15 protein-coding genes and 1 other RNA gene are annotated in these 19,077 nt (G+C 32.7%); 14 read left to right on the top strand and 2 right to left on the bottom strand.

Features of this window, described 5'->3' with window-relative positions; all coding sequences use genetic code 11:
- The first annotated feature begins 29 nt into the window (after window positions 1-29).
- On the top strand, window positions 30-722 hold the full coding sequence (gene recO, locus A9G35_RS04545; protein ID WP_065635858.1) for a DNA repair protein RecO: 693 nt from the start codon (window positions 30-32) through the stop codon (window positions 720-722).
- A gap of 34 nt (window positions 723-756) precedes the next feature.
- On the opposite strand, the gene A9G35_RS04540 is transcribed toward recO, so the two are convergent.
- Entirely contained in the window at window positions 757-1,212 is a 456-nt protein-coding gene (locus A9G35_RS04540; RefSeq protein ID WP_065635857.1) for a YaiI/YqxD family protein, read from the bottom strand.
- A gap of 565 nt (window positions 1,213-1,777) precedes the next feature.
- On the opposite strand from A9G35_RS04540, the gene thrS reads away from it, so the two are divergent.
- From thrS to A9G35_RS04480, 12 genes are all read left to right on the top strand, one after another.
- Window positions 1,778-3,703, top strand: coding sequence for a threonine--tRNA ligase (gene thrS, locus A9G35_RS04535; protein WP_065635856.1), 1,926 nt, complete (start codon window positions 1,778-1,780; stop codon window positions 3,701-3,703).
- Between the two features lie 27 nt (window positions 3,704-3,730).
- On the top strand, window positions 3,731-4,270 hold the full coding sequence (gene infC, locus A9G35_RS04530) for a translation initiation factor IF-3 (protein WP_065590951.1): 540 nt from the start codon (window positions 3,731-3,733) through the stop codon (window positions 4,268-4,270).
- Between the two features lie 84 nt (window positions 4,271-4,354).
- On the top strand, window positions 4,355-4,552 hold the full coding sequence (gene rpmI / locus A9G35_RS04525; protein ID WP_025315575.1) for a 50S ribosomal protein L35: 198 nt from the start codon (window positions 4,355-4,357) through the stop codon (window positions 4,550-4,552).
- Window positions 4,553-4,584: 32 nt separating this feature from the next.
- Complete coding sequence (gene rplT, locus A9G35_RS04520; protein ID WP_024496189.1) at window positions 4,585-4,938, top strand: 50S ribosomal protein L20; 354 nt, start codon at window positions 4,585-4,587, stop codon at window positions 4,936-4,938.
- A gap of 213 nt (window positions 4,939-5,151) precedes the next feature.
- Complete coding sequence (pheS, locus tag A9G35_RS04515; protein ID WP_065635855.1) at window positions 5,152-6,135, top strand: phenylalanine--tRNA ligase subunit alpha; 984 nt, start codon at window positions 5,152-5,154, stop codon at window positions 6,133-6,135.
- 16 nt (window positions 6,136-6,151) lie between these two features.
- Window positions 6,152-8,539 carry a phenylalanine--tRNA ligase subunit beta gene (gene pheT, locus A9G35_RS04510; protein WP_065635854.1) on the top strand — a complete coding sequence of 796 codons (2,388 nt, stop codon included), beginning with the start codon at window positions 6,152-6,154 and terminating at the stop codon, window positions 8,537-8,539.
- 4 nt (window positions 8,540-8,543) lie between these two features.
- Entirely contained in the window at window positions 8,544-8,837 is a 294-nt protein-coding gene (locus A9G35_RS04505; RefSeq protein ID WP_034913150.1) for an integration host factor subunit alpha, read from the top strand.
- Window positions 8,838-8,982: 145 nt separating this feature from the next.
- Window positions 8,983-9,078, top strand: an RNA gene (ffs, locus tag A9G35_RS04500) — signal recognition particle sRNA small type.
- Window positions 9,079-9,307: 229 nt separating this feature from the next.
- Entirely contained in the window at window positions 9,308-10,177 is an 870-nt protein-coding gene (gene htpX / locus A9G35_RS04495) for a protease HtpX (protein ID WP_065635853.1), read from the top strand.
- 137 nt (window positions 10,178-10,314) lie between these two features.
- The gene (locus A9G35_RS04490) at window positions 10,315-12,252 is read left to right on the top strand and encodes a peptidase U32 family protein (RefSeq protein ID WP_065635852.1); all 1,938 of its coding nucleotides are present in this window, start codon (window positions 10,315-10,317) and stop codon (window positions 12,250-12,252) included.
- Window positions 12,253-12,777: 525 nt separating this feature from the next.
- Complete coding sequence (locus A9G35_RS04485) at window positions 12,778-13,365, top strand: helix-turn-helix domain-containing protein (RefSeq protein ID WP_167349215.1); 588 nt, start codon at window positions 12,778-12,780, stop codon at window positions 13,363-13,365.
- Window positions 13,366-13,415: 50 nt separating this feature from the next.
- Complete coding sequence (locus A9G35_RS04480) at window positions 13,416-14,459, top strand: YdgH/BhsA/McbA-like domain containing protein (protein WP_065635850.1); 1,044 nt, start codon at window positions 13,416-13,418, stop codon at window positions 14,457-14,459.
- A 63-nt stretch (window positions 14,460-14,522) separates the two neighbouring features.
- On the opposite strand, the gene hrpA is transcribed toward A9G35_RS04480, so the two are convergent.
- Complete coding sequence (gene hrpA, locus A9G35_RS04475; protein ID WP_065635878.1) at window positions 14,523-18,401, bottom strand: ATP-dependent RNA helicase HrpA; 3,879 nt, start codon at window positions 18,399-18,401, stop codon at window positions 14,523-14,525.
- Between the two features lie 75 nt (window positions 18,402-18,476).
- Here hrpA and A9G35_RS04470 point away from each other — a divergent pair, with 75 nt between their 5' ends.
- Window positions 18,477-18,899, top strand: coding sequence for an META domain-containing protein (locus tag A9G35_RS04470; protein ID WP_065635849.1), 423 nt, complete (start codon window positions 18,477-18,479; stop codon window positions 18,897-18,899).
- Window positions 18,900-19,077 lie beyond the last annotated feature (178 nt).

The following is a 19,077-nucleotide window of genomic DNA, read 5'->3' as shown; positions in this document are numbered from 1 at the left end:
AATAGTGATGTAATTAAAAGGCATTATGGATGGAAAATTGGCAAAGAGCATTTATATTACATACTCGTTCTTATACAGAAAGCAGTTTACTGGCCGATCTGTTTGTTGAAAATGTAGGCAAAGTTACTGTTTTGGCAAAAGGGGTTAGACGTAAAACCTCTTCATTAAAAGGAATGTTACAACCTTTTACACCGTTAATTGTACAATATTCAGGACAAGGGAATATTAAAACGTTGCGGAAAGTTGAAGCTATGTCTCTTGCGTTGCCGTTAGTTTCTGTTTTCTTATATAGTGCATTTTATTTAAATGAGTTATTGCATCGGGTTTTAGTTGCAGAGACTGAAATCCCCACTCTTTTTGATGATTATTTAAAAAGTCTACAACAATTAGCTCAGCAAATACCCGCTGAAAATGTATTGCGTACATTTGAATTATCATTATTAGAAAACTTAGGCTACCAAGTTGATTTTTTCCATTGTTATGTTACTGGTGATGCCATTATTGAATCCATTCATTATCAATATCAATCTGAAAAAGGGTTTATGAGTAGTTTATTACAAAATAGTACTAGTTTTACAGGTGAACAAGTTTTAGCTTTAGGAAAACGTCAATTTAATAATGAAGAGACACTAAAAGCAGCTAAACGTTTTACCCGAATGGCGTTAAAGCCTTATGTTGGGTCAAAACCTTTTAAAAGCAGAGAGTTATTTTTAAAAATTTAGTTTTGTTAATTTTAAAAAAAGTTTAATAAAATAGTTAAACTTTTTTGGATATTTGATTAAGTAATATATCAAGTTGGTTTGCAAATTTTTCTCGGTCTTTACTGCTAAATGTAGCAGGTCCTTTAGACTGTACTCCGCTGGCACGCATGGTTTCCATGAAATCTCGTATAGTTAATCGTTCTTTAATTGTATCAAGTGTATATTTTTCCCCTCGCGGAGTAAGCACAAAAGCACCTTTATTTAAAACATCTGCAGCAAGTGGGATGTCAGATGTAATAACTAAATCATTTGTTTTGACTAACTCAATAATTTTATTATCAGCAATATCAAACCCTTTCTCTACTTGTAAAGCCTTAATATAAGGCGAAAAAGGGATAGTTAGCCGCTGATTAGCAACCAATGTGGTATTAATTGCTTTGCGATTTGCTGCTCGATATAAAATCTCTTTAATTGGGGCAGGGCATGCATCTGCATCAATCCAAATATTCATAGTAGTTATATCTTATTAATCCGTATAAAAAACAATCTGCTCAAGATTCGTTCATGGCTAAAATAATCCACTAAAAACGCATAAGATGTTTTACCAAAAACGGCTTTATGTGCTTTACGTATATTATAACCTTGAGCTTTTGCTTTATATTTTTTGAGTTGCTAAATATTTGCTGATTATGCCACATCTCAATTAAATATGCATGTTACTATTTTTTTTCTTTTTTTATCTCCAAACGGTATAGACTCCTGAATATTTTTTACAAGAAATATAATCTAAAAGAGAACAATTGTGTAAATAACTCATGAAAAGATAAAACTTAGGTAGAAAATTGCGTTACTAACTTAGGCGTTTCTTAAATAATATAAGTAACGTGAGTAATTTCTATATTTGTAAAATGTTTCAAGTAACTATGTATTTTAGTTTATGTTTCTGAATTTATTTAGAACGGTATGAAAATGATTTTTTTATTTAAAATCTTGATGATAAGTGATAGTATATTTGGTCTATTTTTTATGTATGCAAGTGCGCTTTCGTGTGGCGCACCACTGTTTAAGGATTTATTATGCCAATAATTACTCTTCCTGACGGAAGTCAACGTCAATTTGATAAACCCGTTACCATTTTAGAAGTCGCACAAAGTATAGGCGCAGGACTTGCAAAAGCTTGTATAGCAGGGCGTGTAAATGGTGAACGTAAAGATGCTTGTGATGTCATTACTGAAGATGCAACATTAGCTATCATTACAGCTAAAGATGAAGATGGGCTTGAAATTATTCGTCATTCTTGTGCACATTTATTGGGTCACGCAATTAAACAACTATGGCCTAATGTACAAATGGCAATTGGTCCAACAATTGATAATGGCTTTTATTATGATGTTGATTTAGAACATTCATTAACACAGGAAGATATTGATGCATTAGAAAAACGTATGCTTGAGCTTGCAAAGAAAAACTACGATGTAAAAAAGGAAGTCGTTAGTTGGGAACAAGCTAGAGAAACTTTTTGGAATCGTCATGAACCTTATAAAATTGCAATTTTAGATGAAAATATCTCTAAAGATGCAACACCAGCACTTTATCATCATGAAGAGTATATTGATATGTGTCGAGGGCCGCATGTGCCAAATATGCGTTTTTGTCATCATTTTAAATTACAAAAAGTAGCTGGTGCTTATTGGCGTGGTAACAGTGATAATAAAATGTTACAACGTATTTATGGAACTGCATGGGCAGACAAAAAACAACTCGATAATTATTTGCAATTTCTTGAAGAAGCCGCTAAACGAGATCATCGTAAAATAGGTAAGCAGCTTGATCTTTATCATATGCAAGAAGAAGCGCCAGGCATGGTATTTTGGCATAATGATGGTTGGATTATTTTCCGTGAACTTGAGGTTTTTGTTCGTACCAAATTAAAGGAATATGATTACCAAGAAGTAAAAGGTCCATTTATGATGGATCGAATTTTGTGGGAAAAAACAGGACATTGGGGTAACTACAAAGAATTAATGTTTGTAACATCTTCAGAAAACCGCGAATATTGTATTAAACCAATGAACTGCCCAGGACACGTACAGATTTTTAATCAAGGGTTAAAATCTTACCGTGATTTACCATTACGTATGGCTGAATTTGGTAGTTGTCATCGAAATGAGCCTTCAGGATCTTTACATGGCTTAATGCGGGTTCGAGGTTTTACTCAAGATGATGCTCATATTTTCTGTACTGAAAGTCAAATTCGTAGTGAAGTGAATAGTTGTATCAAAATGGTTTATGATACTTATAGTACTTTTGGTTTTACCGATATTACGGTTAAACTGTCAACTCGCCCAGAAAAACGAATTGGTAAAGATGAAACTTGGGATCTTGCTGAAAAAGATTTAGCTGAATGTTTAACTGAAAATGGTATCGAATTTGAATATCTACCAGGCGAAGGTGCCTTTTATGGACCAAAAATTGAGTTTACACTACATGACTGTTTAGGTCGTGCGTGGCAATGTGGTACAGTTCAGCTCGACTTTATGCTACCTGAGCGTTTGGACGCAACTTATGTTGGTGAAGATAATGAACGTCATATTCCTGTTATGATCCATAGAGCTATTTTAGGGTCAATGGAGCGTTTTATGGGGATTTTAACTGAAAACTGTGCAGGTTTTTTCCCTACTTGGCTTTCTCCACTACAAGTTGTTGTAATCAATATTACTGATAATCAAGCTCAATATGCCAAACAATTATCCGAACAATTACAAAAAGTTGGTATTAGAGCAAAAGCAGACTTGAGAAATGAGAAAATTGGGTTTAAAATTCGTGAGCATACATTGAAACGTGTTCCTTATATGTTTGTTTGTGGAGACAAAGAAATGGAATCAGGAACAATTTCAGTTCGAACTCGTCAAGGTAAAGATCTTGGTAGCTTTGAAGTGAAACATGTTATAGAATTGTTGCTTAACGAAATTCATAGTCGTTCATTAGAACAAATGAATTAATGATAAATTAATTTGGAGGAATGAGATATTAAAGTCAGTAAACGAATTCAGTCAACACGAGCACATAAAATCAATGATGAAATTACAGCTCGTGAGGTGAGGTTAACCGGCGTCGATGGTGAGCAGCTCGGTATAGTAAGCTTAGATGAAGCTTTAAAACAAGCTGAAGAAGCAACTTTAGATTTAGTTGAAATAAGTCCTAATGCAGAGCCACCTGTTTGTCGAATTATGGATTATGGCAAGTTCCTCTATGAAAAGAGTAAAGCAACAAAAGAGCAGAAGAAAAAGCAAAAGGTTGTTCAGGTTAAGGAAATTAAGTTCCGACCTGGTACAGACGAAGGCGACTATCAGGTAAAACTCCGCAGCCTGATTCGCTTTCTTGAAGATGGCGATAAAGCTAAAGTCACGTTACGTTTTCGTGGTCGTGAAATGGCTCACCAACAGTTAGGTTCTGAAATGCTTGATCGTATTAAAAAGGATTTAGCTGATTTGGCGATTATTGAATCTTATCCAACTAAGATTGAAGGTCGACAAATGATTATGGTGCTAGCGCCGAAGAAGAAATAATGGTTTTACAAGCTAATTTTTGATTTATTGAAAGTTACACCATTATTTTATTTTTATTAACAATGCGAAGTGGAAATTAATAAAATGCCTAAAATTAAAACTGTAAGAGGCGCAGCAAAGCGCTTTAAAAAAACAGCTTCTGGTGGCTTTAAGCATAAGCAAGCTAACAAGAGTCATATCTTAACTAAAAAATCAACCAAACGTAAACGTCATTTACGTGGTTTGACAACTGTGTCAAAAGGCGATTTAGGTTTAGTTACTGCGTGTGTTCCATACGCTTAATTTATTGGTTAATTATTTAGAGGATATAGTTTATGGCTCGTGTTAAACGTGGTGTTATTGCTCGTGCACGTCACAAGAAAATTTTAAAACAAGCAAAAGGTTATTATGGTGCTCGTTCACGTGTGTATCGTGTTGCTTTCCAAGCTGTAATCAAAGCTGGGCAGTATGCTTACCGTGACCGTCGTCAACGTAAACGTCAATTCCGTCAATTATGGATTGTGCGTATCAATGCTGCAGCACGCCAATGTGGTCTTTCATATAGCCGTTTTATTAATGGTTTAAAGAAAGCTTCAATTGAGATCGATCGTAAGATCCTTGCTGATATTGCAGTATTTGATAAAAATGCATTTGCTGCATTAGTTGAAAAAGCTAAGGCTGCACTATAATATTTATGAGAGCCGAGTTATCTCGGCTTTTATTATTTTAATTTTTGATTTTTATCATAAAGAGTAATTTAATTATGAATTTAGTTGTTTTTTGTTTCTTTTTTGGCTTCTTTAGTAATACTAATTCGTGAGGCAAAGAAAAAACAAAAAATGATTATAAAAGCCTCAAAAAGAGGCTTTTTTTATATAATGAACAATAAGCAGGAGAACTGTATGTCTCAATTAGTTGAACTGGTAAATAAAGCCAAATCCGCTATTGAAAGTGCTAATGACATTAATATGATCGAACAAATTCGAGTAGAATATTTTGGTAAAAAAGGCCATTTTACAATGCATATGGCCTCATTACGTGATGTTCCTGCTGATGAGCGCCCAGCTGTCGGTCAAAAAATCAATGACGCAAAACAAAAAGTCGTTGAAATATTAAATCAAAAGCGCAATTTTTTAGAGCGTCAGGCTCTTGATGCAAAATTAGCTAATGAAACAATAGATATTACTTTACCAGGTAAAACTCTTGAATTAGGTGGATTGCATCCCGTTACTAAAACAATCAATCGCTTAGTCGATTTTTTTGGTGAATTAGGGTTTGTTGTTGAAACAGGCCCAGAAATTGAAGACGATTACCATAATTTTGATGCATTAAATATTCCTGCTCATCATCCTGCTCGTGCTGATCACGATACATTTTGGTTTGATGCAAAACGATTATTAAGAACACAAACCTCAACCGTACAAATTCGTACAATGGAAAATCAAAAACCACCGATTCGAATTATTGCTCCAGGGCGGACTTACCGTAATGATTACGATCAAACTCACACACCAATGTTCCACCAAATGGAGGGGTTGCTTGTTGATAAAGATATCAGCTTTACTCATTTAAAAGGATTATTACACGATTTCCTACATTGCTTTTTTGAAGATAATATGGAAATACGCTTTAGGCCGGGTTACTTTCCATTTACAGAACCATCGGCTGAAGTTGATATTAAAGCTAAAAATGGTAAATGGCTAGAAGTCTTAGGCTGCGGAATGGTTCATCCTAATGTATTACGTAATGTAGGCATTGATCCTGAAGTTTATAGTGGTTTTGCATTTGGTATGGGGATAGAACGATTAACTATGTTACGTTACGGTGTCACTGATTTGCGTTCTTTCTTTGAAAATGATTTACGTTTTTTAAAGCAATTTAATTAATTCTGGAGATCAAAACATGAAATTTAGTGAAAGTTGGCTACGTGAATGGATCAATCCAGAAATTAGTAGCGAAACGCTAGCTGATCAATTAACAATGGCTGGTTTAGAAGTTGATGATGTCGAAAAAGTAGCAGGTGACTTTACAGGTGTCGTTATTGGTAAAGTCGTTGAATGTATGCAGCACCCGAATGCTGATAAACTTCGTGTAACAAAAGTTGATATAGGCAAAGAAGAATTACTTGATATCGTTTGTGGCGCGCCAAACTGTCGACAAGGTTTGACTGTTGCATGTGCTACAGTGGGGGCTGTTTTACCAGGTAATTTTAAAATCAAATCAGCTAAGTTACGAGGTGAACCGTCAGAAGGCATGCTATGTTCATACTCAGAACTGGGGATTGCTGATGAACATAATGGTATTATTGAATTACCTGATGATGCTCCTTTGGGACGAGATATTCGTGAATATTTAAATTTAAACGATGTCACAATTGATATTAGTGTAACACCTAATAGGGCTGATTGCTTTGGTATTGTTGGGATTGCTAGAGATATTTCTGCAGTTAACAATATTCCAATGCAAGCACTTAAAGTTAACAGTGTACAGGCAACAATTTCCGACACAGTATCAATAAAAATAGATGAACCCACAGCATCACCTCGCTATTTGGGTAGGGTAATTAAAAATATTAATGTTAATGCTCAAACGCCACTATGGATGAAAGAAAAATTGCGTCGTGGTGGAATTCGTTCAATCGATGCCGTTGTTGATATAACTAATTTTGTATTATTAGAAATTGGCCATCCAATGCATGCATTTGATTTATCGCAGATTGAAAAGGGCATAATTGTTCGTTATGCAAGCAAAGATGAAAAACTGACTTTACTTAATGGTAATGACGTTAAACTTAATGATAAAACTTTAGTAATTGCCGATCACCAAAAAATCTTAGCGCTAGCGGGGATTATGGGTGGTGAAAAATCTGGTGTAACACAAACAACCAAAGATATATTTCTTGAAGCAGCATTCTTCAACCCATTAGTTATAACAGGTAAAGCACGTGAATACGGTTTACATACAGAAGCGTCACACCGCTATGAACGAGGAGTTGATCCTTTCTTACAATTTACAGCAATGGAACGAGCAAGCCAATTATTAATTGATATTTGTGGTGGAGAAGCAGGTCCAGTTATTGATGTGACACATGAAGCTGAACTTCCTGCACAAGCAACTATCCAATTGCGACGTAATAAAATTGATCGCATTATTGGTTATACAATCGAAACACAAAAGATTACCGATATTTTAATTAGACTCGGTTGTGAAGTTGAATATAAAGACAATGTTTGGATTGTAAAATCACCAAGTTGGCGTTTTGATTTGCAAATTGAAGAAGATTTAGTTGAGGAAGTTGCCCGTATTTACGGATATAACAATATCCCAAATGCCAATTTGAAAATTGAATCAGTAATGAAACCGAAACCAGAAAGTCAAATCCCATTACGTAGAGTAAAGGATTTATTGGTTGATAGAGGGTATCAAGAAGCGGTGACATATAGCTTTGTTGATCCAAAAGTTCAGCAAATATTATATCCTGAATATCCAGAAATTAAATTACCTAATCCGATTTCAAGTGAAATGTCAGTTATGCGTTTATCGCTTTGGTCTGGGTTATTAGATGCGATACTATATAACCAAAATCGTCAACAAACGCGTGCCCGATTATTTGAAACTGGATTGCGTTTTATTCCTGATGAAAATTGTGAATTTGGCGTACGTCAGGAGTTAATGTTAGCAGGTATTGTTACTGGTAATTTATATGAAGAACACTGGCAACTCCCTAAAAAAAACGTAGATTTTTATGATCTCAAAGGTGATCTTGAGTCAATTTTTTCTCTTTTAGGGTGCGGTGATCAAATACAGTTTAAAAAATCTGAACTCCCTGCTTTACATCCAGGACAAAGCGCAGCGATTTATTTAAATGATGAGTTATTAGGTCATTTAGGAGTCTTGCATCCAGAAATTGAAAAAAAATTGTCTTTAAATAGTAAAACGCTTGTTTTTGAAATAAATTTAGCTAAAATTAGTAAAAAAGAGGTACCTGTAGCTCAAGATTTATCCAAGTATCCGTCAAATAAACGTGATATAGCTATTATTGTTTCAAATATAATACCAGCAGCGGATATTATTTTAGAGTGTAAAAAAGCGGGTGGTGAGCAACTTATTAAAGTGACTCTTTTTGATGTGTATCAAGGTGAAAATATCAAAGAAGATCAAAAAAGCATTGCTATTAGTTTGATTTTACAAGATAAATCACGTACGCTTGAAGAAGAAGACATAACTAACATTGTAAGCAAATGCGTTACTGCCTTACAAAATCGTTTTAAAGCCCTATTAAGAGAATAATAATATGACATTAACTAAAGCAGATATTGCAGATCGTCTTGCCGAAAAATTTAATATTGATCGACAAGAATCTAAAATCCTTGTAGAGCTATTTTTTGAAGAGATTCGGGTAGCTTTAGAAAAAGGAGAACCAGTTAAATTATCTGGATTTGGTAATTTTACAGTACGTGATAAAAATTCACGCCCAGGTAGAAACCCAAAAACAGGTGAAAGTGTTGATATTTCAGCTCGTAGAGTTGTTACATTCAGACCTGGTATAAAATTCAGAGAGCGTGTTGAAAAAAATTTAGTAATCTAATTTCTGAATTACGTAATATCATTTCAAATAATGGCTTTCCTTTTGATATAACATCTAAAGAAAAGCCAAACAACTATTTTATGCTAAAAAGTAGTTGTAAAAAATTAATAATTCAAGCATAATATTTTCGCTTCTATGGAGGCTCTATGGGTTCTCTTGCAACATTTTTTTGCTCACTAGGTCAGGTCCGGAAGGAAGCAGCCAAAGTAAAATATATGTGTGTGGGATGCAGCTGATAGGGTCTCCACCCACCTCATCAATTTATTATCAAATGTCTTATACTTATAAACATATATTATTAATATTGTTGTTTAATAAACGAGCACATTTCAAATAATTATTAAATATACTATCTATTGATAGTTGTATATATGTATTATTTTTGCGATCATACGTGTTTAACAATCGAGATATTGCGATTTCACTTAATTTAATCATTTGAAAATTAGTTTAAATAAAGAGAGAAGATAATGATGCGAATTGGATTATTTATTCTAACTAACTTAGCCGTTATGTTTGTATTTGGAATCATTCTAAGTATTTTAGGTGTTGATGCGCATAGTACTTTAGGATTACTTATATTTGCAGCAATCTTCGGTTTTGGAGGATCTCTTATATCTCTTCTATTATCTAAGAGAATGGCTTTGAGGTCAGTAGGAGGACAAGTCATTAGTCAACCTAGTAATAGTCAAGAACAATGGTTACTTGATGTTGTTCGTCGATTGTCAACTGAACTTAATATAAAAATGCCAGATGTTGCCATCTATCATGCTCAAGATGTTAATGCTTTTGCAACCGGTGCAACTAAAAATAGTTCTCTTGTTGCAGTAAGTTCTGGTTTATTAAATACTATGACTCAAGATGAAGCTGAAGCGGTAATCGGTCATGAAATGAGCCATGTTGCTAATGGTGATATGGTCACAATGACTCTATTACAAGGAGTTCTTAATACTTTCGTTATTTTTATTTCAAGAATGTTAGCATCTGTTGTAGCCCAAGCATTGGATGATCGTAATCGTGGTTTATCACAGTTAACCTATTTCTTGATAGTTATGGTTTTTGAAAGCGTATTTGGTATTTTAGCAAGCCTTATAGCTATGTGGTTTTCTCGTTATCGAGAATTTCACGCCGATGCTGGTTCGGCTAAATTAGTAGGCAGTACAAAGATGATTGCCGCGTTAGAAAAACTAAAAACTAGCCATGAACCAAGTGAAGATACTTCAATTTTAGCATTCTGCATTAATGGTGCGAAAAAAGCAAAATTTTCTGAATTGTTTATGTCTCATCCACCATTAGAAAAACGTATAGAGGCTTTAAGGAATGAAACTTATCGAAACTAAGACTAGATGATCTATATCAAATTTATATTCAAACACATACTTTCCTGAAATTTTTTTACAAGTATTATTAATATTATAATAATGCTTGTAAAATAAAAGCCAAATTATTCGCTAGTTAGATTTTCAAAGAGTTTATAATGTCATATCTTGTCACCAATAATAAATTAGAATTGCTTAGTCCCGCTAAAAATATTGAGATTGCACAACAGGCTATTTTACATGGCGCAGATGCAGTCTACATTGGTGGACCAAATTTTGGTGCCAGACATAATGCTGGTAATTCGGTCAGTGATATTGCTCAGTTAGTCGAATTTGCTCATCATTATTATGCAAAAGTATTTGTAACCTTAAATACCATTCTTCACGATAATGAACTAGAACCAGCAAGACAACTTATATGGCAATTTTATGATGCAGGTGTTGATGCATTAATTGTGCAAGATATGGGCATTTTGAGGATGGATATTCCTCCTATTGATTTACATGCTAGCACTCAAATGGATATAAGGACACCTGAAAAAGCCAAATTTTTATCTGATGTTGGTTTTTCACAAATAGTATTAGCTCGTGAGCTTAATTTAACTGAGATAGCTAAAATTCATGAGCAAATTGATGCAAAAATAGAATTTTTTATACATGGTGCGCTTTGTGTGGCATTTTCAGGACAGTGTTATATCTCACATGCACAGACAGGGCGTTGTGCAAATCGAGGAGATTGCTCCCAAGCTTGTCGACTTCCTTTTACCTTAAAAGATGATCAAGGGCGCATTGTTGCTTATGAAAAACATTTATTATCAATGAAAGATAATAACCAATCAGATAATTTGAACGAATTAATTCAAGCAGGTGTACGATCTTTTAAAATAGAAGGACGTTATAAAGATCTAAGTTATGTTAAAAACATTACAGCCTTTTATCGTCAAAAATTAGATACTATTTTGTCAAATTCGCCTGATTTACAATCAGCGTCAAGTGGCCGAACTGAGCACTTTTTTATACCAGATCCTCACCAAACATTTCATCGAGGAAGTACAGATTATTTTGTACATGGAAGAAAATCCAATATAGGCGCATTCGATTCACCTAAATTCATTGGTTTGCAAATTGGTGAGATAACTCAAATTACACCTAAAACTATCTATATTAAATCTGAGAAAATATTAACTAATGGAGATGGCTTAAATGTACTAATAAAACGAGAGATCTTTGGGTTTAGAGCTGATAAGGTGGAGAAACTTTCGGCTAATCAATATCGAATTTATCCAAATGAAATTCCTAAGCCGCTTTTTTCAGTTAAATTACCTTATAGAGTGAATCGAAATCTCGATCATGTGTGGCAACAAAATTTATTGAAAGAATCAAGTAATCGCAGAATTGGTGTGTCATTTAAACTATATAATATTGAAAAAGGTATAGAGCTAATTGCAAAAAGCGAAGAGGGCGTTTGTGTCAAGGTAGAACTTAATGGGGAATTCGAACTTGCGGAACAACCAGATAAATCATTAAAAAATATTAGAGATAATTTATCTAAATTAGGAAAAACTATATATTATCTTACTGATTTTGATTTAAATTTATCAAAAATTTATTTTATTTCAAGTAGTCAACTAAATCAGCTTCGAAGGGATACTATTAATAAATTGACGGCTAAAAGATTAACAAGTTATTGTCGCCAAAAACGTAAACCAGAACAAAGCCCAGTTTCGTTTTATCCTGAAAATCATTTGAGTTTTTTGGCAAATGTTTATAATCACAAAGCAAGAGAATTTTATACACAACATGGAGTTGAATTAATTGAAAGTGCCTATGAAGCACATGAAGTTAAAGAAGATGCGCCCTTAATGATAACCAAACATTGTTTACGGTTTGCGTTTAATTTATGTCCAAAACAAGCAAAAGGAATTCAAGGTGTTAAAACTAAAATTACGCCAATGAAATTAATTCAAAATAATGAAGAATTATTGCTAAAGTTCAATTGTAAAGCTTGCGAAATGCAAGTATGGGGTAAAATAAAAAAACACATTTTAAAAATGCCACTTCCTGGAAGTGAGATTATATTTATGGCAAAGAAATAAAGTATTTGAATAAAAATATCTTATGATAAATTAAGAAAACAATTTCATAACACTACGCATTATTTAACATAATATACATTATGCGAACCACGATAAACGTACGTGAATTCTGTGGATGTAAGCCATAAAATCATGCCGTCAATTTAAATTAAGCTACCAAACCCACTAACCCTATAATTAATCTACAAATTAATAATACATAAACAATAAAATCAATAAAATCAACATGTTAAAATAATGTATATTATGTTAAATAATGCGTAGTGTTATGAAATTGTTTTCTTATTATTGGTTCCTACTAGTTAACATTATTAAACAATCAAATAATAGTGAGTAATTTTTGTTTTATTCATAAAATATGATAACCTAATCGCCTAGTACATATGATTATACTTTTCTATGCAAAATATTTTTAAGACATTACGTTCAAAAAGCTATTCCGTCCCATGTGAATTATGTAGTATAAGTTCTCTTTGTATTCCTAGGTTACTTAATAATAATTTAGGTAATATATTAGATCGAAAAATGCCTTATGCCAAAGATGAAATACTAGTTACAGCAAATATACCTTTTACAAAATTTTATATTATACATTCAGGTGCATTAAAAACTTTTGTCACAACTTCAGATAATTACCAACAAATTAATGGCCTTTATTTACCTGGTGATATTGTTGGTTTAGATTCAATTTCAACAAAGAAATATAACAATAATATTCAAGCTCTTAGTAATACTCTTGTCTGTGAACTTTATTATGATGAATTAATGTCGCTAATTGATACACAAAAAAATGTTAGGGATATGATATTTAATTTACTAAGCTCCGATATTTATAATTATCAAAAATTGGTATTATGCTATTCACAGAAAAAAGCAGATGAAAGACTTGCGACTTTTATTTATTCTCTCTATCGACGTTATGAACAAAAAGGACATTCTTCATTAAATATTAAGCTCATGATGAATCGTGCTGATATTGCTAACTACTTAGGTTTAACAATTGAAACAGTGAGTAGAAATTTAACTAAATTACAAGAGCAAAATATTTTATCAGCTAAAGGAAAACATATATTTATTAAAGATTTAAATGCTTTGATGAATTTAGGTAATTAAATTTATTTATGTTAAAATAATCACAATATTTTATTGTAAGGTCTTAATGTATGACAAGTTTAAAGAAAACATTTATTTTAGGAACTATGGCTCTAGCAGTCTCTTTTTCCTCGTTTGCGGCTCAACAACTAACTGAGCAACAAGCTAAAGATTTACAGTCGTTTAAGAGCATAACTATTCGTGGTGCATTTTATACTGATAGTGATTATGTTTTAGCTATGTCAAAAGCTGCAGATAAAGAAGGTGCAGCTTCCTTTTTTATAACTACAACCAATATTAGCCCCTCTAATGATACTTTACGCATTGTTTACGCTAAATTATATAAAGCTGATGCCCCAAAAGCAGAAGAGCAAGCTGAAAATTTGCGTAAATTTGAAGGTATATATGAATATCCAAAGTCTAAAGCAATCCGTTTAGAACCTTTTAATATTGTTCGTATTCGTGGATATTTTCCTAATGAATATGATATAAATCAGGCTGTTGCTAAAGAAGCCTCATCAAAAGGTGCTTATGCTTATTATATTGATTCACGTTCTGAATTTGGTAGTAATATACAAGTTGCTGCTTATTTGTTTAAGAAAGATGCACCAGAACGTAAACTCCAACCAGAAGATGCTATTCCATACGATTCAGAGGCAGGGCAAAAAGCTCTTGCTCAAGGTGGTGATGCAGCAATGCAAGTTGAAAAACTAGGTTACTATTCCCCTTCTGCTTTTAATGAAAAATTTTATGCGGATAAATTTAATAATAAAGTAAAAGTTGTTGACCAGCCAAGTAACAAATCTGAAACATCTATATCAACTAGCACCACTAAATCTGAAGCTACTCCAGTATCAGAACCTCAACACGTTAATCGTTACACTGTCACACTTCCTGATGGACGAAAAATTCAAGAATTGAATGATGCAACGGCAGCAAAAATGGTTGCATTTGATACAATAAAGTTTAGAGGATACTATGTTACTGATCAAGAAATTTCTTATCAGGCTGGTAAACGAGCTATTGATGCGGGTGCTAAATATTATCATATAGCTCGAATTGCTCATGATTCAAATGGCCCAAACATAACTGTTTTTGTTGATCTTTATCGATAATTTACATAGATAATGGGGCGCATATGCGCCCTCTTTTTATCGAATAAAATATTTTTTATTTGATTATTGTAATTCTGATTTTACCGTATCGATTTGTTGCTTAATACGTTTTGCTGAAATGGGATATGGTGTACCTAATTGCTGAGCAAATAGGTTTACCCTTAATTCTTCAATCATCCAACGTATATTTATTACTTTTTCTTGTAATTTTGAACTTTCTGATAAGTTATTAAGCCATTTTTCATATTGATTTTCGATCTCTTCAATTACATTCATCGATTGTCTATCTTTAGTGAAATTTAACATCAATTTTTCAATTCTTTTTTCAATTGCAGATAAATATCGAAAAATATCAGGCAATCTCTTGTAACCTGACTGTGCAACAAATCCTTTATAAACAAGATGATCGAGTTGTTTTTTTATGTCTGATAACGCAAAGGCCAATGATAAATCAATGCGCCCTTTTAACTTTTTACTAATGTTATAATGTAAAGTCAAAATGGCTTCCACTTGTTTTGCAATATCAACTACAATTTCATTAATCTTACCTTTGATATAATCCAATAATGCCTGATAGGAATCTTCACTTTGAATAAGTTGACCATTTTTTTCAATTAAATAATCAATACCACAAGCAATGCAGTCATCAATAAGCATTAAAACGTTACTAAATGAATTAAAATATAAACTTAATTTCGATTTATTGGGTAATTTTTCATGTAAATACTTGATTGGAGAGGGAATATTAAGCATTAATAAGCGTCTTAAACCTAATTTAGTTAATCTTTGTTGCTCTGATTGATTATCAACTAACTTTATACTTACGGAATTTTGATTATCAATAATTGCTGGATAAGCTTTTATCGTATAATTATTGTTAGCTTCTTCATAGACACTAGGCAAATAACCAAAACTCCAGTCAACTAAATTAGTTCGTTCAAGTTGAGATGCTTTTTTAGTTGTTAAAGAGGATAACGCTTGCTGAACTTCATTTTTAAGTTGTTCTTTTAAGAAAGTTAAGTCTTTATTAGCCGCAATTTCTTTATTATTTTGATCAACAATACTAAAAGTTATTTTTAAATAATCAGGAATTTGATTAAGCTGCCAATCTTCAGTTGTAATTTTCACACCGGTTATTTTGTGAAATTCATTTTCTAAGCATTCAAGAAGCGGTTTTTCTGTGGTATCCACCCTACCTAAAAATGCATCAGCATAGTTTGGCGCAGGAACAAAATTTCGGCGCAATGCTTTTGGTAATGATTTTATTAATGCTATAACTAAATCTTTTCTAAAACCTGGTACTTGCCAATCAAATCCCCTATTTTTAATTTGGTTTAATAGATCAAGTGGTATTTTTATTGTGACACCGTCACGCTTATGTCCGATATCAAATTGATAACTCAATGCTAACTTAAAATTATCTTGATACCAAAAATCTGGAAAATCATTTAAATTAACTAGTTCAACCGATTGTTTGATCAACATTTCTTTTTCAACATTAAGAAAGTCAGGAACCAATTTTTGTTTTTGTTTCCACCATGTGTCAAAATGTTTTGATGAAATGACAGACTTATCAATTCGTTTATCATAAAAATCAAAAAGTTCATTATCATCAATTAAAATATCTTGTCGACGGGACTTATGTTCAAGATCTTCAACTTCATTGATCAATTTTTGATTTTGCTTATAAAATTTATGATTTGTTAGCCAATCACCTTCAACTAATGCATGCCGAATAAATAAGCTGCGACTTAAAATAGGATCGATTTTACTATAATTTACAATTCTACTTGCAACAATTGGTAAACCAAATAAAGTTACTTTTTCGTTCGCTATTGTGGTGCCCTGCTTTTTTGACCATCTTGGTTCACTATAACTATACTTAACCAGATGTTTTGCTATCGATTCAATCCATCCAGCATCTATCTTAGCGACAGTTCTTCCCCATAAGCGACTTGTTTCAACCAATTCACTAGCTATACACCATTTAGGCTGATTTTTAAAAAGAGCTGAATTAGGAAAAATTGCGAATTTAATATTACGAGCACCAATATACTCGTTTTTTTCAAGATCTTTCATACCGATATGGGATAGTAGACCACTCAATAAAGCTATATGAAGTGAACGATAATCAGCTAATTGACTATTTATAGGAAAAGCCAATTGTTTTATTGTTTGTCTTATTTGTGTATAAACATCTTGCCATTCTCGAATACGAAGATAATTTAGAAACTCTTTTTGACATAATCGTCTAAATTGGTTTCCTGATAATATATTTTGCTGTTCTTCAATATAATTCCATAGATTAATCAAAGAAATAAAATCTGATTCCTTATCAATAAAACGACGATGTTTTTCATCTGAAGCTTGTTGTTTATCAAAAGGTCTTTCTCTTGGATCTTGAATCGATAAAGCTGCAGTAATTATCATGATTTCTTTGGTGCAACCTAATCGTCTTGCTTCAACAAGCATTCTGGCCAATCTTGGATCAATTGGTAATTGCGCTAAAATTTTTCCTATTTCGGTTAAATGATATCGATGATGCTTGGTAAATATTGCGCCGAGCTCTTCTAATAATCGGATACCATCACGAATATATTTTGCGTTAGGTGATTCAACAAAAGGAAAGGCTGCAATGTCACCTAAGCCTAAAGAAGTCATTTGTAATATCACTGATGCTAAATTGGTTCGTAAAATTTCAGGTTCAGTAAACTCAGGACGTGACAAGAAATCTTGTTCATCATATAAACGTATACAAATACCATCAGAAGTTCGCCCACACCGTCCTTTGCGTTGATTAGCTGATGCTTGGGATATGGGTTCAATGGGCAAACGCTGAACTTTAGTACGGTAACTATAGCGACTAATTCTAGCTAAACCAGGATCAATAACATATTTAATTCCAGGTACAGTTAAAGAGGTTTCTGCCACATTAGTCGCTAGAACTATTCGCCTTTTAGTGTGTGACTGAAAAATTCGATTTTGCTCAGATGCTGATAATCTTGCATATAAAGGTAAAATATCTGTATGACGAAGATCTAATTTATTCAATGTATCAGCAAGATCTCGAATCTCTCTTTCGCCTGTTAAAAAAATCAGTATATCGCCAGAGCTTTCTGCTGACAGCTCATCAATTGCATTAATAATAGGTTGAAAATCGCTATTTTTATCATCCGAATTATCATCGTTATCTAATATCGGTGGACGATACCTCACTTCAACAGGATAAGTTCTTCCTGATACTTCAATAATTGGCGCTTGATTAAAATGTTTTGAAAATCGTTCAACATCAATCGTTGCTGATGTTATTATAACTTTTAAATCAGGGCGCTTCGGTAATAATTGTTTAAGGTAACCAAGAATAAAGTCAATATTTAAACTACGTTCATGCGCTTCATCAATAATAATGGTATCATATTGTAATAACAGCTTATCTTTTTGGATTTCTGCAAGCAATATGCCATCAGTCATTAATTTGATTAGTGTTGTATCACTAACATGATCTGAAAATCTAACTTTGAAGCCAACTAACTGCCCTATTTCTGTTTTTAACTCTTCAGCTATACGGTTAGCTACTGAACGTGCTGCTAATCGTCTTGGTTGCGTATGACCAATATAGCCTTTGACGCCTAAACCTAATTCTAAACAGATTTTGGGAATTTGCGTGGTTTTACCTGAGCCAGTTTCACCCGCAATTATGACGACTTGATGATGTTTAATTGCGTTATAAATTTCTTGTTTTTTTTCAACAACGGGTAAATTATTAGGAAATATAATTTGACTTGGTAATAATCTTAACCTAGTTTGATAATGTAACACTGCTTGAGTTATATCTAAATCCATTCCAACTCTATTCTGGCTGTTTTTAGACGATCTTAAAATTTTATTCTTATCTAAGAAAGTCATTGATTCTAAAAATTTTAATTGCTGTTGAGATAACATAAAGAGTAAAATAAATATCATGAAATTTTCTATAAGATTAATTATAACAAATTTTACCTATCATTAGGAGTTAATATGAAAAAGACATTAATACTTACCACAATACTATTTGCTAGTACCTTAACTTTGTCTGGCTGCGGTGAAACTAACAAAATAAAAGCGGAAGATCTTACTCACCATCGTTTTGTGCTAATAAAAGCAAATGGGCAAGATGTTCCTGCTGATAAAGAAACTGAAATAGAATTTGGCGAAAATATGAACGTTATTGGAAAAATGTGTAACAGATTTGTTGCTAAAGTGACATTGGAAAACGAAAAAATCAAAGCTCCTAGTGTTGGTATGACTAAAATGATTTGTAATGATGATCAGCTAGATAACTTAGATGGTATTATCACAAAACTAATAACAGAAGGGGCGACAGTAAGCTTGGATAATGGACAGTTAACTTTAAAGAACCAGGAAAACGAACTTATTTATCAACTCAAAGATTTAATGTAATCCATTTAGAAACATCTTATAAACAAATATCAACGCTAAGATGTTTCTCTTCTTAATTTTCATCAAAGACAATCCCAATTAATGATAAAAAACTTTATTTAAAATGTAGTTAAGGCTATAATATACTCAGTTTTTAAAGGATCCAAATTTTTGATGAAAGTAGTTAATTTTTCAAATA

Origin of the sequence: Gilliamella sp. Choc5-1, from assembly GCF_001690595.1 — a bacterium.
GTDB classification, from domain to species: domain Bacteria; phylum Pseudomonadota; class Gammaproteobacteria; order Enterobacterales; family Orbaceae; genus Gilliamella; species Gilliamella apicola_M.
Note: the sequence above shows the minus strand (reverse complement) of the source record. Positions and strands in the feature narration are given on the sequence as shown.

Bases quoted from the DNA above. Each gene is read 5' to 3' on its own strand.
- recO (WP_065635858.1), top strand. From the start codon at position 30: ATGGAAAATTGGCAAAGAGCATTTATATTACATACTCGTTCTTATACA.
- A9G35_RS04540 (WP_065635857.1), bottom strand. From the start codon at position 1,212: ATGAATATTTGGATTGATGCAGATGCATGCCCTGCCCCAATTAAAGAG.
- thrS (WP_065635856.1), top strand. From the start codon at position 1,778: ATGCCAATAATTACTCTTCCTGACGGAAGTCAACGTCAATTTGATAAA.
- rpmI (WP_025315575.1), top strand. From the start codon at position 4,355: ATGCCTAAAATTAAAACTGTAAGAGGCGCAGCAAAGCGCTTTAAAAAA.
- rplT (WP_024496189.1), top strand. From the start codon at position 4,585: ATGGCTCGTGTTAAACGTGGTGTTATTGCTCGTGCACGTCACAAGAAA.
- pheS (WP_065635855.1), top strand. From the start codon at position 5,152: ATGTCTCAATTAGTTGAACTGGTAAATAAAGCCAAATCCGCTATTGAA.
- pheT (WP_065635854.1), top strand. From the start codon at position 6,152: ATGAAATTTAGTGAAAGTTGGCTACGTGAATGGATCAATCCAGAAATT.
- A9G35_RS04505 (WP_034913150.1), top strand. From the start codon at position 8,544: ATGACATTAACTAAAGCAGATATTGCAGATCGTCTTGCCGAAAAATTT.
- htpX (WP_065635853.1), top strand. From the start codon at position 9,308: ATGATGCGAATTGGATTATTTATTCTAACTAACTTAGCCGTTATGTTT.
- A9G35_RS04490 (WP_065635852.1), top strand. From the start codon at position 10,315: ATGTCATATCTTGTCACCAATAATAAATTAGAATTGCTTAGTCCCGCT.
- A9G35_RS04485 (WP_167349215.1), top strand. From the start codon at position 12,778: ATGCCTTATGCCAAAGATGAAATACTAGTTACAGCAAATATACCTTTT.
- A9G35_RS04480 (WP_065635850.1), top strand. From the start codon at position 13,416: ATGACAAGTTTAAAGAAAACATTTATTTTAGGAACTATGGCTCTAGCA.
- hrpA (WP_065635878.1), bottom strand. From the start codon at position 18,401: ATGTTATCTCAACAGCAATTAAAATTTTTAGAATCAATGACTTTCTTA.
- A9G35_RS04470 (WP_065635849.1), top strand. From the start codon at position 18,477: ATGAAAAAGACATTAATACTTACCACAATACTATTTGCTAGTACCTTA.